11 protein-coding genes are annotated in these 14,972 nt (G+C 67.6%); 1 reads left to right on the top strand and 10 read right to left on the bottom strand.

Annotation, left to right across the window (positions count from 1 at the left end):
- Positions 1-63: 63 nt before the first annotated feature.
- Both EB75_RS18870 and EB75_RS18865 read right to left on the bottom strand, forming a co-directional pair.
- Entirely contained in the window at positions 64-2,565 is a 2,502-nt protein-coding gene (locus EB75_RS18870) for a CocE/NonD family hydrolase (RefSeq protein ID WP_073696853.1), read from the bottom strand.
- 127 nt (positions 2,566-2,692) lie between these two features.
- On the bottom strand, positions 2,693-4,735 hold the full coding sequence (locus EB75_RS18865) for an NAD(+) synthase (RefSeq protein ID WP_073696852.1): 2,043 nt from the start codon (positions 4,733-4,735) through the stop codon (positions 2,693-2,695).
- Positions 4,736-4,793: 58 nt separating this feature from the next.
- On the opposite strand from EB75_RS18865, the gene EB75_RS18860 reads away from it, so the two are divergent.
- Positions 4,794-5,636, top strand: a complete 843-nt coding sequence (locus tag EB75_RS18860) for an NAD-dependent protein deacetylase (protein WP_073696851.1) — start codon at positions 4,794-4,796, stop codon at positions 5,634-5,636.
- Here the strand turns inward: EB75_RS18860 and EB75_RS18855 are convergent.
- From EB75_RS18855 to ndk, 8 genes are all read right to left on the bottom strand, one after another.
- Positions 5,612-6,919, bottom strand: coding sequence for a protoporphyrinogen/coproporphyrinogen oxidase (locus EB75_RS18855; RefSeq protein ID WP_073696850.1), 1,308 nt, complete (start codon positions 6,917-6,919; stop codon positions 5,612-5,614). The genes EB75_RS18860 and EB75_RS18855 overlap by 25 nt on opposite strands.
- Positions 6,920-6,923: 4 nt before the next feature.
- Positions 6,924-7,547 (bottom strand): PIG-L deacetylase family protein, encoded by a 624-nt coding sequence (locus EB75_RS18850; RefSeq protein WP_073696849.1) that lies wholly within the window; start codon positions 7,545-7,547, stop codon positions 6,924-6,926.
- Between the two features lie 130 nt (positions 7,548-7,677).
- Entirely contained in the window at positions 7,678-8,799 is a 1,122-nt protein-coding gene (gene proB / locus EB75_RS18845) for a glutamate 5-kinase (RefSeq protein WP_073696848.1), read from the bottom strand.
- The gene (obgE, locus tag EB75_RS18840) at positions 8,796-10,256 is read right to left on the bottom strand and encodes a GTPase ObgE (RefSeq protein WP_073696847.1); all 1,461 of its coding nucleotides are present in this window, start codon (positions 10,254-10,256) and stop codon (positions 8,796-8,798) included. Before obgE ends, proB begins: the two co-directional genes overlap by 4 nt.
- Before the next feature lie 110 nt (positions 10,257-10,366).
- Positions 10,367-10,624 carry a 50S ribosomal protein L27 gene (gene rpmA / locus EB75_RS18835; protein ID WP_020102180.1) on the bottom strand — a complete coding sequence of 86 codons (258 nt, stop codon included), beginning with the start codon at positions 10,622-10,624 and terminating at the stop codon, positions 10,367-10,369.
- An 18-nt stretch (positions 10,625-10,642) separates the two neighbouring features.
- Positions 10,643-10,966, bottom strand: a complete 324-nt coding sequence (rplU, locus tag EB75_RS18830) for a 50S ribosomal protein L21 (protein ID WP_020102181.1) — start codon at positions 10,964-10,966, stop codon at positions 10,643-10,645.
- A 192-nt stretch (positions 10,967-11,158) separates the two neighbouring features.
- A complete protein-coding gene (rne, locus tag EB75_RS18825) occupies positions 11,159-14,221 on the bottom strand; it encodes a ribonuclease E (RefSeq protein ID WP_073696846.1) in 3,063 nt (1,020 codons plus the stop codon).
- A 340-nt stretch (positions 14,222-14,561) separates the two neighbouring features.
- Complete coding sequence (ndk, locus tag EB75_RS18820) at positions 14,562-14,972, bottom strand: nucleoside-diphosphate kinase (protein WP_029119385.1); 411 nt, start codon at positions 14,970-14,972, stop codon at positions 14,562-14,564.

Raw genomic sequence — 14,972 nt, 5'->3', positions numbered from 1 at the left:
GACGCTGCGTGCACGCACCAACTCACTCGCACAAGTGCGCCCTCAGCGCGGAGTCAACACAGCTCAGGCAACCGCCGCCGGCGCCGGGCCGACCGGCACCACACCGGTCCCGACGGTCGGCAGTGTGACCGACACCGAGGACACGTTGATGAACCCGACCGAGGTGAAGCTCTGGTACGGCGTGGTCGAGCCGACCAACTGCAGTGTGAGGCCGTCACCTGGTTTGGCCGTGTAGACGATGTCCTCCAGGTTGACGGTCACGTGGCGCGACTGCCCGTCGAGCTTCACGGGAATGGGCGTCACCACATTGCCGACCACCCGCCCCGTGGCATCGTCGACGATCTGGGCGTAGACGTACCGGCTGGTCCCGACCCCGGTGTAGTTGACCGTCAGCGTCGGCGCTCCGACCAGCTGGGTGGTCCCCGTCGTCGGCAAGGCCAGCGGGATGTTGATCGCGTTCTGCGCCTTGGTCGGGATCGGCAGCGACTTGTCCAGCCCCAGTGGATTTCCGAGTGGGCCCGAGCCACCGACGATCGGCACGATCGGCATGAATCCACCGGCCCCGGTGTCGGTGATGGGGGTGCCGTAGAAACTCGGGACCGTCGGCATCACGTTCGACGCGTAGAACTGGCCGCGCTGATCGACCCATTGGAAGACCGGCCCGGTGTTGACCGAGGTGTTGCCCTTGACGTAACGATTCAGCCAATTGAGCGTCTCGAGGGTCAGGAGCTGGCCCTGGATGGGGCTCTGCGGATCCAGGCAGACACCGTGGCCGCCGCAGAACCAGACCATCTTCACCGGCACCGGATTGCCTTGTGCGTCAACGTTGTCGGACAGCAGCTGGACATTGGTGATCGCCTGCCGGAGCGGGAACAGGTCATCGACGGTGCCCTGGACGACGAGGGTCGGCGCGGTGATGTTGTCGACCAAGGCGCCAGGGCTGCTCTGCCTCAGCAGCTTCTGCTGATAGGGGGTGAGGATGCCCAGCAGATCGCCCAACAGGACACCGGCGTAGAGCTCCGGATTGACCCGCGCGCCGGTGCGCAGCAGGCCCAGCACCAACATCGACGACCAGGACGTCTTGAACGCCCCACCGGGGTACAGCGAATCGTTCAGCGAATTCCAGGCGACGGTCGGCACGATCGCGTCGACGCGCTTGTCCGTGGCGGCCACCAGCCACTGGATGCCACCGCCGTATGACGGACCGATCATCCCCATCCGCGGATCGTGCGTCGCGACATCGTCGGCCTGAACTCCCGGCTGGCCGGCCATCCACGTGATGATGGACGAAACGTCCTTGGCCTCGAAGTTCACGTTGTCGAGCTCAACGAGGCCTCCCGAGGCGTACTCGCCCCGCGGGTCCCAGCTGACGACGTTGTAACCGCTGGCCCGCAACGTACCGATGCCGAACGGGCCCTGCCCATACGGGTTGGTGTCGCCTGGATTGGTCAAGCCGGGGCCGTCCAGGACCGTGGGCGCGACGTGCCCGGCCTGCAATCCCAGCGCCGGGAAGAAGTTGACGCTGATCGGAGTGCCGCCGAACGACGTGATCTTGTACGTGTAGGCAACCGTGGCGCCGTCCGGAACCAGCTGGTCGATGTCGACGTTGACGGGCACCACGACCGATGCGCCGATGAGCGGTGTCAACAGTCCAGCGACCATCGGAATCTGCCGCACGTTCGCCAACACAGCCGGGACCAACGAGCCGATCAGTGGAATCTGCTTCAGTGCGGTGACGAACTCCGTCTTCTGGGTCACGCGCACCTTGAACTGCTCGGGGGTGCCCGAGGTGACGTCGGTGTAGTTGGGCAGATAGCTGAAATCGCCGGTCTTGAGTATCCGCACCTTGCCGGGTGCGCCGCCGATGACGCTGTAGGTCACCGGCCCACTCACTGGCGTCCCGATCGAGCCGTGGATGATGCCGTTGTCGAACAGGACGACGGGACCGGGGTCGGTCAGGGTCGAGACCGCGTTGGTGGCCGTCAAGCTGACCGGGGCTGTCGGGCTGACCGCTGACGTCGGCGTGACGCCGAGGGTCCGGTCGACGCCCAGTTCGCGACGGGACGCGGCCAACAGCACCCAGGCCCCCTGCGACTCGACCGGGCCGGTGGGTGACGAGCCTACGAGCGGCTTGGTCGTGGTCGGCACCGCTTTGATCACGGCCGACACCACCGCCGCGACCGGCGCGGCAGGTGCGGACACCTCAACTGTCGGTTTCGGCGCGACAGCCGTCAGCATCGAGGCCGGGCGCTCCGCAGAGGCGCGGTGCCGTCCGCCGGTATCACCGACATCGGAGTCGTTGTCCGGCAACGACATTGATTCGGCCCGGACCGGCGCCTTCGGTTTCTTTGTCTTGGGCGGCTTGGAAAGCTTGGGCTTCTTGGCCTGCTCTGCCTTGCCCTGACCGCCTGCCGGCACGCTGTTCGCGGTGTCGTGGGAGACACTCGTCGTCCCCGAGGCGCCCACGTCGGCGTAGGCCACCCCGCCGCCGATGACGATGACCGTTCCCACCCCGAGGGCGACGGCCAATCCTCCAACCCGACCGACATAGCGCGCTGCAGACATCACAACCTCCCCGACAGTTGGCGACAACTATCAGGAAGCTATCGGAAACGACGACCGCCTATTGACGCTTTGGTCGAAAAAACATACCGATCGTCGGTTTTTCTCGATACCGTCGAAAACGGCCTGTTCAGCCCTCCGGAACGTGGCGCTCGATCTCGTCGAGCCAGATGCGCGCAGACATGTCCGACGGCGCCCGCCAGTCCCCGCGCGGAGACAACGCGCCACCTGCGGACACCTTCGGCCCGTTCGGCAGCGCCGACCGCTTGAACTGACTGAACGAGTAGAAGCGCTGGACGAAGACTTTCAGCCAGTGCCGGATATCGGACAGCGAGTAGGCCACGTGCTCGTCGTCCGGGAAGCCCGCGGGCCAGTCGCCGGCGTCGACGTCCCGCCACGCATGCCACGACAGGAACGCGATCTTCGACGGCCGGAACCCGTACCGCAGCACCTGATATAGCGAAAAGTCCTGCAGCGCATACGGTCCCACCTTGGCCTGGCTGCTCTGGACCACCTCACCATCAGCCGCCGGTACCAGCTCCGGAGTGATCTCGGTGTCCAGCACCGACTGCAACACATCGTTGACGTCGTCGCCGAACTGCCCGGAGGAGATCACCCACCGGATCAGGTGCTGGATAAGGGTTTTCGGCACCCCGCCGTTGACGTTGTAGTGCGACATCTGGTCGCCGACGCCGTAGGTGGACCAACCGAGGCCGAGTTCGGACAGGTCACCGGTGCCCAGCACGATGCCGCCGCGTTGGTTGGCCAGCCGGAACAGGAAGTCGGTCCGCAGCCCGGCTTGCACGTTCTCGAACGTCACGTCGTACACTGCCTCGCCGCGCGCGAACGGATGCCCCATCTCGGTGAGCATCAGCCGCGCGGTGTCCCGAATATCCAACTCGGAGAATGTGACTCCGAGCGCCTTGGCCAGGGCGGTGGCGTTGTTCTTGGTGCGGTCGCCGGTCGCGAAGCCCGGCATGGTGAAGGCCAGGATGTCGCTGCGGGGCCGGCCTTCCCGGTCCATCGCCTTGGCCGCGACGATCAGCGCGTGGGTGGAATCGAGCCCGCCGGACACCCCGATCACCACGGTCGGGAAGTTCAATGCCCGCAGGCGCTGCTCCAGACCGGACACCTGGATGTTGTAGGCCTCGTAGCAATCCTGTTGCAGCCGTTGCGGATCCGACGGCACGAACGGGAACCGTTCGATTTCGCGGAGCAGACCGATGTCACCTGCCGGCGGCGACACCGTGAATTCGATGCGCCGGAAGTCCGAGGTCCGGTCGGCGAACTGGCGGCGGTTGTCGTCGAACGTGCCCATCCGCAAGCGCTCGGAGGCCAGCAACTCGGTGTCGACATCGGCGACCGACCGGCGTTCTCCACGCGGGAACCGCTCGGATTCGGCCAGCAGCACACCGTTTTCGTAGATCATGGTCTGGCCGTCCCAGGCCAGGTCCGTGGTCGACTCGCCCTCCCCCGCGGCCGCATAGACATAGGCCGCCAGGCACCGCGACGACGCCGAACGGGCCAGCAGTTTGCGGTCGTCGGCCCGGCCGATGGTGATCGGGCTGCCCGACAGGTTGGCCAGCACCGTCGCCCCGGCCAGCGCGGCCGTCGCACTCGGCGGCACCGGCACCCACATGTCTTCGCAGATCTCCACGTGCAGAACGAAATTCGGCAGATCGGATGCGGCGAACAACAGGTCGTTGCCGAACGGCACGTCGACACCGTTCAGCCGGATGGTTCCCTCCACGTCCGCACCGGCGGCCACCTGACGCGCCTCGTAGAACTCGCGGTAGGTCGGCAGGTACGACTTGGGCACCACGCCGAGCACCGATCCGCGGTGGATCACCACGGCGGTGTTGTAGATGCGGTGCCGGTGCCGCAGCGGTGCGCCGACCACCAGAACCGGCAGCAGCTCGGCCGAGGCCTCGACGATCGACGCCAGCGCCTCGGTCACCGACTCCAGCAAGGTGTCCGACAGGAGGATGTCCTCGATCGAGTACCCCGACAGCGTCAGCTCCGGGAACACCGCCAGCGCAACGGCGTCGTCGTGGCAGTCACGGGCCAGGCTCAGCACCGACTCCGCATTGGTCGCAGGGTCCGCGAGCGCGGTGTGGTGCGTGCATGCGGCCACGCGGACGAATCCGTGCCGGTAGGCGGAGTAGAAGTCCACGTCACGATTGTCGCACCGTCACGTCGTGTAACTCGGTAGACGGCCTACCCTCGATGACGTGCAGGCTCCTGAACTGGTCAATCTGCTGGCCGATCGCCGTCTCGCCGTGCTGACCGGCGCGGGCATCTCCACCGATTCGGGTATCCCGGACTACCGCGGGCCCGATTCACCGCCGAGCAACCCGATGACCATCCAGCAGTTCCTGTCCGGCCCCGCCTTCCGGCAGCGGTACTGGGCCCGCAACCACATCGGCTGGCGACACATGGCCGCTCGCCTGCCCAACGCCGGTCACCACGCCGTCGCCGCGCTGGAACGTGCCGGGCTCGTCACTGGCGTCATCACGCAGAACGTCGACCTGCTGCACACCAAGGCCGGCTCCCGGACCGTGGTGAATCTGCACGGCACCTACGCGCAGGTCGTCTGCCTGAGCTGCGGGCACACCGTGACCCGCGCCGCGCTGGCCGAGGAGCTGGAACGACTCAACCCCGGCTTCACCGAGCGGGCCACCCAGGTCGGCAGCATCGGCGTGGCACCCGATGCCGACGCAACGGTCGAGGACACCACGACCTTCCAATACCTGGACTGCCCCCGCTGCGGCGGCATCCTCAAGCCCGACATCGTGTACTTCGGCGACAGCGTGCCGAAAGACCGGGTGCAGCAGGCCTATTCCCTGGTCGACGACGCCGACGCGTTGCTGGTCGCCGGATCGTCGCTGACGGTGTACTCGGGCCTGCGCTTCGTGCGGCATGCGGCGGCCACCGGTAAGCCCGTCGCGATCATCAACCGCGGCGCCACCCGCGGCGACGAGCTGGCCGCGGTGAAGATCGACAGTGGGTGTTCGGAAATTCTCGGCCTGCTGGTCGGCGAATTGGCGGCTCAGAACCTGTCCGGGTGCCAGTAGACGTCCTCGGGTGTACCGGACAACGCGTTGTCCACGGCCTCCCGGCCCTGCATGTAGCCATAGTCCTGGTTCGACGACTCGTAGCGCCAGCCACCGAACCGGCCGCGGCTGTACAGGCCGTGTGCGCGTAGCCGCTCGTCGACTGCCCGCACAATGTCGTCGCGTCCCAGGGTCGGTACCGGATAGCCCATCGGGACCTCCTGCACGAACCGGCTGACGACATACTCCGACTCGGCGCCCAGCGCCCGCAGCGACTCCTCCGTGCGGCGCACCGCGTCGGCGGCCGTCAGTGTTTGCCCCGGTAGCTGCGGCACTTCACACAACACATTCCAGCGGCCGGGACCGGCATTGGCGGGGTCGTAGTTGTTCAGCACCGTGGCCCGGTACCACGGCACCCCGAGGTCGGGGCAGTACAGCCAGGTCTTGTCGGCCAGCTCGGCCGGCGCCGGACCGCGGTAGCCCAACCCGACCGCGTAGATACGACTGGCACACAAAGTGTTTCGCTGGGGCGTCCCCTCGCTGCCGGCGCCGCCCAGCCAGCCCCAGGCCGTCGTCAGCGGTGCCGAGCTGACGCAGTGCTCGTACCGGACGGTGGAGCCGTCGTCCAGCGTCGCCGTCCGTCGGGGCACGTCGATGGCGACGACGCGGGTGTTCAGCCGCAGCGTCTCCGGCGCCAGCATCCGCTCGTACACGCCCTGCCACAGCGCGCCGGTGCCGCCTATCGGGTACGGGAAGCTGCCCGCTGGTCCGGTCGACGAGCCGGCCAGACCGAGCCGCGGCACATTCGGCGCGGCACTGCCGCTGCGCAGCGACGTCCATTCGTGGTCGATCTGCTCGAGCGGGGCCGTCCACATCTTGTAGTTGTAGGGGCCGAAAAACTCGTCAAAAAGTTTGCCACCGAAATTGTTGCGGTAATAGTCGGCAAGGTTGCCCAGCGGCGCGTCCGGGTACAGGTCGGTGGGCAGCTCGGTGAGTTGCTGCTGGATGGGCGTGGGGACGAGGCTCTGCGGTCCGCTGCCGTCCAGCCACACCCAGCCGTTGCGGGCGACGTCGTTCATCTTCACCCCGGAGGCATCGACCGCCTGGTCGAATGCTGGGAAGTGGCTGTGCAGTACATGTCCGCCAAGATCCCAGGTGAAACCGTGTGCGTCGCGGACCGATGCGGCCATGCCGCCGACCTGGTAACCCGCGTCCACCACCAGGTGGTCGATGCCGAGTTCGGTCAGGCGGACGGCAGCGCCGAGCCCCGTCGGCCCGGCGCCGACAATCAGAAAGGTTGGCACCGGGTCAGAAATCGACGACCAGTCGGGCCGGCTCGAATCCCTCGGCGAACGCACGGCGGCACAGGAAGCCGTAGTGCTCAGCGGAACTACGCACCCAGGAGGCGCTGACTTTTTCGCTGGCCTCGGCCTGCGACACGTGCGACATCAGGGCTTCGACCTTCTTGTCCAGCGAGTCGGAGATGTCGACGAACGCCGTCGGATTGAAGCCGATGGCCGACGGTCCGCCGTACGTCATGATCGACGACACCCACCGCGCCGCGCCGAGCGTGCAGCGGGAGACCACTCGGTGATCCTGGTGGCTGTCATTGGCGGTATGAGTGTAAACGATTGTGGCAGAAGACTTTTCGATGGCGTCCTCGATCAGGTGCACCAGCTCGAACTCCTGCAGCGAGACGCGGCAGTCACCGAAACCCTGGCCCCACAACAGCTCGTGGACGCCCAGCACCTCCACCGCGCGCAGTTGCTCACGCACCCGCTCCTGCGAGTCGCCCGGCCCCTCTTCGCCACGGGTGACCACCAGCATGGTGACCCGGTCGCCGGCCGCTACATGCTTTGCCAGCGCACCACCGCAGCCCAACTCGATGTCATCGGGATGGGCGCCGACCGCCAGTACGGACTGTCTTGCCATCGCCCCCTCAATTCTGTTTGCTGCATCGGTATCCAACGCAGCATAACCCCAATTTAATGGGCCAGCCTTACTCGGCGGCTAAAACACCGACGGAGGCGCCGATTCTAGCCAAATACACACAAAGCCGAGGTCAAATTGCGACAAGGTCGTCAGCGTGCACCGCAGGCCGGCGCAATTCGACGGGTAACTCGGGGGTGGACCGGCCGATGATGCCCGCGAGCTCGGCATCGTCATAGGCCACGACGCCCCGGGCCACCGCTTTGCCGTCCGGTCCGTGCAGTTCGACGACGTCGCCACCGTGGAACCGGCCCGAGACCGCCGTGATGCCGGCGGGCAACAACGACTTTCTTTGCCGGACCACGGCACGCACCGCGCCCGCGTCCAGGGTCACCGTCCCCGTCGTCTCCGCCGCATAGCGCACCCAGAACCGCCGGGCCGACATGCGTTCGGGACGCGCCGCGAACACCGTGCCCACCGAGGCGTCGGTCAGCGCGGCAGCAGCATCACTGGCGGCGGCCAGCAGGACCGGCACACCGGCATCTGCAGCGAGCAGCGCCGACGACAGTTTTGACGCCATGCCGCCCGTGCCCAGCCGGCTGCCTCCCGTTGCCGACACGCCGTCGAGGTCCCCGGACACGGCGACCTCGGGGATGAAGCGCGCATCGCCCTTGCGGGGGTCGGAGTCGTACAAGCCGTCGATGTCACTCAGCAGGATCAGCGCGTCGGCGCCGACAAGCTGCGCCACCAGGGCCGACAGCCGGTCGTTGTCGCCGAACCGGATCTCGTTGGTGGCCACGGTGTCGTTCTCGTTGACGATCGCCACCGCATGCAGCGCCCGCAGCCGGTCCAGCGTGCGCTGGGCGTTGTTGTGCTGCGCCCGCTGGGCGATGTCGTGCGCGGTCAGCAGCACCTGACCGACGGTCCGGTCATACCGGGCGAACGCCGCGCTCCACGCGTTGACCAGGGCGACCTGTCCGACGCTGGCCGCGGCCTGCTTGGTGGCCAGGTCCGTCGGGCGCTTGGTCAGGCCGAGCGGCTCGATGCCGGCGGCGATGGCACCGGACGACACGATCACGACGTCAGAGCCGGCCTTCATGCGCTTCTCGATGGCGTCGGCCAGCGTGGCGAGCCGGCCCGCGTCGAACATGCCGTTGGGGGCGGTGAGCGCGGTGGTCCCGATCTTGACGACGACGCTACGTGCGGTGCGCACGGCCTCGCGATGCGCCGAGACCGTTCCGGAGCCGTGCGTCACAGGTCTTCCTCGGGATCCTCCGCTGACCGGCGGCGTTCCTTGCGGGCCGCCTTGCGTTCCGCGGCGCCGACGCGGTCGTTCTGCTCCAGACGGATATCGGTACCGCGACCGGACATCTGCATGTCGACGCCCGCGGGAGTCTGCGGCTCCCAGTCGAAGGTGACGTCGCCGATGGTGACGGCGCAGCCCGCGCGGGCACCCTTCTTGAGCAGTTCGTCCTCGACGCCGAGGCGCGCCAGGCGGTCACCGAGATAACCGACGGCCTCGTCGTTGTCGAAGGCCGTCTGGGCGATCCAGCGCTCCGGCCGGGTGCCGCGCACGATGAAGCCGCCGGAACCGTCCGATTCGACGGTGAAGCCGGTCTCGTTGACCGCGACGGGCCGGATGATCGGGCGACGGGGCGCCACCACGGGCTGCGCGGCCCGGTACGCCGCGACCATGTCCCACAGGGCAAAGGTCAACGGGCGCAAGCCGTCTCGGCTGACCGTCGAGATTTCGTAGACGGGCCAGCCGTACTTGGCGGCCACCTCTTCCTTGACGAAATCAGCGAGCTCGCGGGCATCGGGCACGTCGATCTTGTTGAGCAGCACCGCGCGGGGCCGCTCGGCGAGGTCACCCAGGGTCGAATCCCCTTGCAGCGTCGGCGTATACGCGGCCAGCTCGGCCTCCAGCGCCTCGATGTCGGAAATCGGGTCACGGCCCGGTTCCAGCGTCGCGCAGTCCACCACGTGGACCAGCACGGCGCAGCGTTCGATGTGCCGCAGGAAGTCCAGGCCCAGTCCACGGCCCTCGGAAGCGCCGGGGATCAGGCCCGGGACGTCGGCGACGGTGAACGTGTTGTCACCCGCCGAGACCACTCCCAGGTTCGGCACCAGCGTGGTGAACGGGTAGTCCGCGATCTTCGGCTTGGCGGCCGAAATAGCCGACACCAGAGACGATTTGCCGGCCGACGGGAAACCGACCAGGCCGACGTCGGCGACCGTCTTGAGCTCGAGGGTGAGATCGCGAATCTCGCCCTTCTCCCCCAGCAGCGCGAAACCGGGCGCCTTGCGGGCCCGGGAGGCCAGCGCGGCGTTGCCCAGCCCGCCGCGGCCACCGGCAGCGGCCTCGAAGCGGGTGCCGGCACCCACCAGGTCGGCGAGCATGCGACCCTGGTCATCGAGCACAACGGTGCCATCGGGCACGTGAACCTCGAGATCGGCCCCGGCGGCGCCGTCGCGGTTACTGCCGGCACCCGGCTTGCCGGAGGGGGCGTCGACGTGCGGACGGAAGTGGAAGTCCAGCAGCGTGTGCACCTGCGGGTCGACGACCAGCACGATGCTGCCGCCTTTACCGCCGTTGCCGCCGTCAGGCCCACCGAGAGGCTTGAACTTCTCCCGGTGTACCGATGCACATCCGTTGCCGCCGTTACCGGCGCGCGCGTGGATCACCACACGGTCTACGAACCGGGGTGCCATCTGACGTCCTCTCACTCACGAAACACTTCCCGTCGCTTCGCTCGCCCCGGGAAAAAGAAAAGCTGCCACGAGGCGAAACCTCGTGGCAGCTTCACACCTCGTGAAAAAGGTTAGGCCTCGACCGGGACGATGTTGACCGTCTTGCGACCACGCTTGGAGCCGAAGAGCACCGAGCCGGCGGCCGTGGCGAACAGAGTGTCGTCGCCACCGCGACCGACATTCACGCCCGGGTGGAAGTGGGTGCCGCGCTGGCGGACGAGGATCTCGCCGGCCTTGACGACCTGGCCGCCGAAGCGCTTGACGCCGAGCCGCTGGGCGGCTGAATCGCGACCGTTACGAGAGCTGGACGCGCCCTTCTTATGTGCCATGTCTGTTCGCTCCCTTACTTACTTGATGCCGGTGACCTTGACGACCGTCAACTGCTGACGGTGGCCCTGGCGCTTGTGGTAGCCGGTCTTGTTCTTGAACTTGTGGATACGGATCTTCGGGCCCTTGGTGTGCTCGAGCACCTCACCGGTGACAGCGACCTTGGCCAGCGCGTCGGCGCTGGTGGTGACCTTCGCACCCTCGACCACGAGAGCGACGGGCAGCGACACCGAGGCGCCCTGCTCAGCGTCGAGCTTCTCGATCTTGACCACGTCACCGACGGCAACCTTGTACTGCTTGCCACCAGTCTTGACGATTGCGTACGTGGCGTTATCGGCTGCCATCGTTGGTGTTCCTCTGTTCTTCGTTTCGTCTACTGCGGGGCGCGCGCCACCCGAAGGCTGCGTGCGCGGGTCTTAGGTTGGAGCGGCGCGGGCGTCCGCAGCTCTCCATGTCGCCGGTGTCGGCCAGGCGACAACTGGTCAAGGGTACGTGACCAGTTAATCGAGGGTCAAACCGCGTGGACCCTCACGGCATCAGCCATCGACACCTCCGACCGGCGGACCGGCGGGACGGGCCGCCGCGCGGCGCCGCTGCCGGACGACGGGAGCCCGGGTGACGACCACTGCAGCGGGCTCATCAGCCTCGTCGTCGTCCTCGTCCTCGTCGTCTTCGTCGTCCGCATCCTCATCGTCTGCGTCGTCGTCTGCGTCGTCGTCATCCGCGTCGTCGTCTTCGTCGGCGTCGTCCTCGTCGAGGTCCAGATCGTCGTCATCGTCCGAGTCGTCGTCGCTGTCCTCGAAGTCCTCGTCGAGCTCGACTTCGAGCTCGTCCTCATCCGAGTCCTCATCGTCCTCGGCTTCGGCCTCGTCAACCTCGTCGGTGTCCAGCTCGGTCACGACCTCGTCGGACTCGATCACGCCGTCGGCGGAGTCGTCGGCAAGCCCCTCGGCGTCCTCGACGACGTCCTCGTCGAGTTCGTCCTCGTGCTTGCCGTTGGCCGCCGCCATGGCCTTGAACATCGGGTGCTCGCCCTGCGGATGCGAATGCACCTTGGCCAACTGCGGCTCTTCTTCGGGGCGCGGGGCGACCTTCTTGGCCCGCTTGCTGCGGCGGCCACCGCCGCCACCGGCGCCACCGGCCGCCTCGGCCTTGCGGTTGTTCGCGGCCGCGGTGTCCACCGGGTCGGCGTGCAGCATGATGCCGCGGCCGGCGCAGTGCGTGCAGGTCGTGGAGAACGCCTCGATCAGTCCGGTGCCGAGCCGCTTGCGCGTCAGCTGCACCAGACCCAGTGAGGTCACCTCGGACACCTGGTGCCGGGTCCGGTCCCGGGCCAGTGCCTCGGTCAGGCGGCGCAGCACCAGGTCCCGGTTGGATTCGAGCACCATGTCGATGAAGTCGATCACCACGATGCCGCCGATATCGCGCAGCCGGAGCTGGCGCACCGTCTCTTCGGCCGCCTCGAGGTTGTTGCGGGTCACGGTCTGCTCGAGGTTGCCCCCGGAGCCGGTGAACTTGCCGGTGTTGACGTCGATGACCGTCATGGCCTCGGTGCGGTCGATCACCAGGGTGCCGCCCGAGGGCAGCCACACCTTGCGGTCCATCGCCTTGGCCAGCTGCTCGTCGATGCGGTACACGGAGAACACGTCGGGGCCGGTACCGCCACCCGCCGGCTCGTACTGCGACATGCGCGAAAGCAGTTCCGGCGCAACAGAATTGACGTAGGTGCTGATGGTGTTCCAGGCCTCGTCACCCGACACCACGAGCTTGGAGAAGTCCTCGTTGAACAGGTCGCGGATCACCTTGACCAGCACGTCGGGCTCTTCGTACAGCGCCACGGCGGCGCCGGCGGCCTTGGCCTTGATAGTCGTGGCCTCGGCGTCGATCTGGTTCCAGCGCTCCTGCAACCGGTTGACGTCCGCGCGGATGTCCTCTTCCTTCACGCCCTCGGACGCGGTGCGGATGATCACACCGGCGTCGGCAGGCACGACCTCCTTCAGGATTTCCTTCAGGCGCTGACGCTCGGTGTCGGGCAGCTTACGGCTGATCCCCGTCGACGATGCACCCGGCACGTACACCAGGTAGCGACCGGCCAGGGAGATCTGCGTGGTGAGGCGGGCACCCTTGTGCCCGACGGGGTCCTTGCTGACCTGCACGACGACGTAGTCGCCGGGCTTGAGCGCCTGCTCGATCTTGCGGTTGTTACCGCCGAGGCCGGCGGCCTCCCAGTTGACCTCACCGGCGTACAGGACGCCGTTGCGGCCACGGCCGATGTCGACGAACGCCGCCTCCATGGAGGGCAGCACGTTCTGCACGATGCCGAGGTAGATGTTGCCGACCAGGGACGCAGACCCCGCCGACGTCACGAAGTGCTCGACCACGACGCCGTCTTCCAGCACGGCGATCTGCGTGTAGCGGGCGCCCTCGTGCGGCGGCTCGGTGCGGATCTTGTCGCGCACCACCATCACGCGCTCGACGGCTTCACGCCGCGCCAGGAACTCGGCCTCACTCAGGATCGGCGGCCGGCGGCGACCCGCGTCACGACCGTCGCGGCGGCGCTGACGCTTGGCCTCCAGCCGGGTGGACCCGGTGATGCCCTGGATTTCGTTGTTGTCCGACTTGGCGCGGGGGGCACGCTCGTGGACGACGGTGTTGGGCGGATCGTCCGGCGAACCGGCCTCGCCATCGGCATCGTCACCACCGGCAGCGCCCGACTTGCGGCGACGGCGACGGCGGCGACGGCGGCTGGCACCGTCGGACGCGTTCGCGTCGTCGTCGCCGGATTCGTCGTCGGCCTCGCCGTCGGTGTCCTCGTCACCCTCGGTCGAGGCGTCCTGCGCTTCGCCTTCGGCGTCGGTATCGGTGGCGTCGTCACTGCTCTGTTCGCCCCGGCCGCGGCCACGGCCACGGCGACCACGACGGCGACGACGGTTCGCGGGCCGCTCGCCGTCTTCGTCGGTGCCGTCCTCGCCACCGTCGTCGGCGCCGTCGGCTCCGTCGTCGGCGCTGTCGTCGTCGGCAAAGTCATCAGGCGCGGCGGGCGGCCGGAACGTCACGGGCTGCGGTGCCACGAACAGCGGCAGGTAGTCGGCGGGCTCGGCGGCGGGGGCCGTGGTCGGCTCCAGCAGCAGCCGGGACTCGGGCTCGCCGGCGTCGGACTCCACGTCGGTGGCCTCGGCCTCAGCCTCGCGGGCGATCTCGACAGCTGCTTCGGCGACGTCGACGGCTTCGACGGCAACCTCGGCGGACTCCTCGTCAGAGGCGTCGGCGGATGCTTCTACAGCTTCGGTGGTGACCTCGACCAGCACCTCGGCGACGGGCTCGGCAGCCTCGGCGGGCGCCGCGGTTTCCGGCGTGACGGGGGCGTCACCATCGAGACCCAGCAGCTCGCGGACGCGCTCGGCCTCGGCGCGGGTCACCGTGGAGGCGGGGTTGCGGGGCCTACCGTCGACTCCCGCCAGCGTCTCGGTGATCTTCTTGCTGGTGGTCCCGAGGATCCGGGCCAGCGAGAAAATCCGCAGGCGCTCAGGGAGCTCTATCGGCTCCGCCGCGCTGCTGACGTCTTCGGATTGGGCTTCAAGTTGGGCATCGTCGGCCACGTATTCTCCTCAAGCCCCCGGGCGCGTCGTGCGACGCGGCCACGCGAGGGCTTCTTGTATTGGCTCGGGGAACTTCTCCCGAGATTGTTGTGGTCTCGCACCTAGCGGCCCACGGGGAGCCCTCGGTGCCTGGCTGAATGATGGCTGGACGGTCGGCGCCGCACCTGGATTTCTCCGGGTGGTCGCGTCGTCTAAGTCTTCATCCGGGCGTCCGCTCCTGGTATGAAGCAGGTCACCCGTAGGCCAGTATCCCACATCGTCGGCCAATCTCCGACGAGGTGCCGCCGGTAGCTCAGCTACCGGCGGCCCACAGTGTCAATTACCAGGTCCAATTGCCGGCTCAGCCGGCGGGAAACCACAGGGCGATTTCGCGGGCCGCGGACTCGGGGGAATCCGAGCCGTGCACCAGGTTGTCCTGGGTGATCAGGGCCAGGTCACCGCGAATGGTGCCGGTCGCGGCCTTCTCCACCGGATCGGTGCCGCCGGCGATCTGCCGGAAGGCGGCGACGGCGCGGGGGCCCTCGACGATGGCGGCCACAACGGGGCCGGAGGTGATGAATTCCAGCAGGTCACCGAAGAAGGGCTTGCCCTCGTGCTCGGCGTAGTGCTTGGTCGCCAGCTCCACGCTGACGGTCTTCAGCTCGAGTGCAGCAAAGGTCAGGCCCTTGCGCTCGATCCGGCTGATGATTTCGCCGATCAGGTTGCGCTTGACGCCGTCGGGCTTGATCAAAACAAGGGTCTGCTCAGTCAC

This window comes from Mycobacterium sp. ST-F2 (assembly GCF_001905655.1).
In the GTDB taxonomy this organism is placed as follows: domain Bacteria; phylum Actinomycetota; class Actinomycetes; order Mycobacteriales; family Mycobacteriaceae; genus Mycobacterium.
This window is presented reverse-complemented; position numbering and strand designations above follow the sequence as displayed.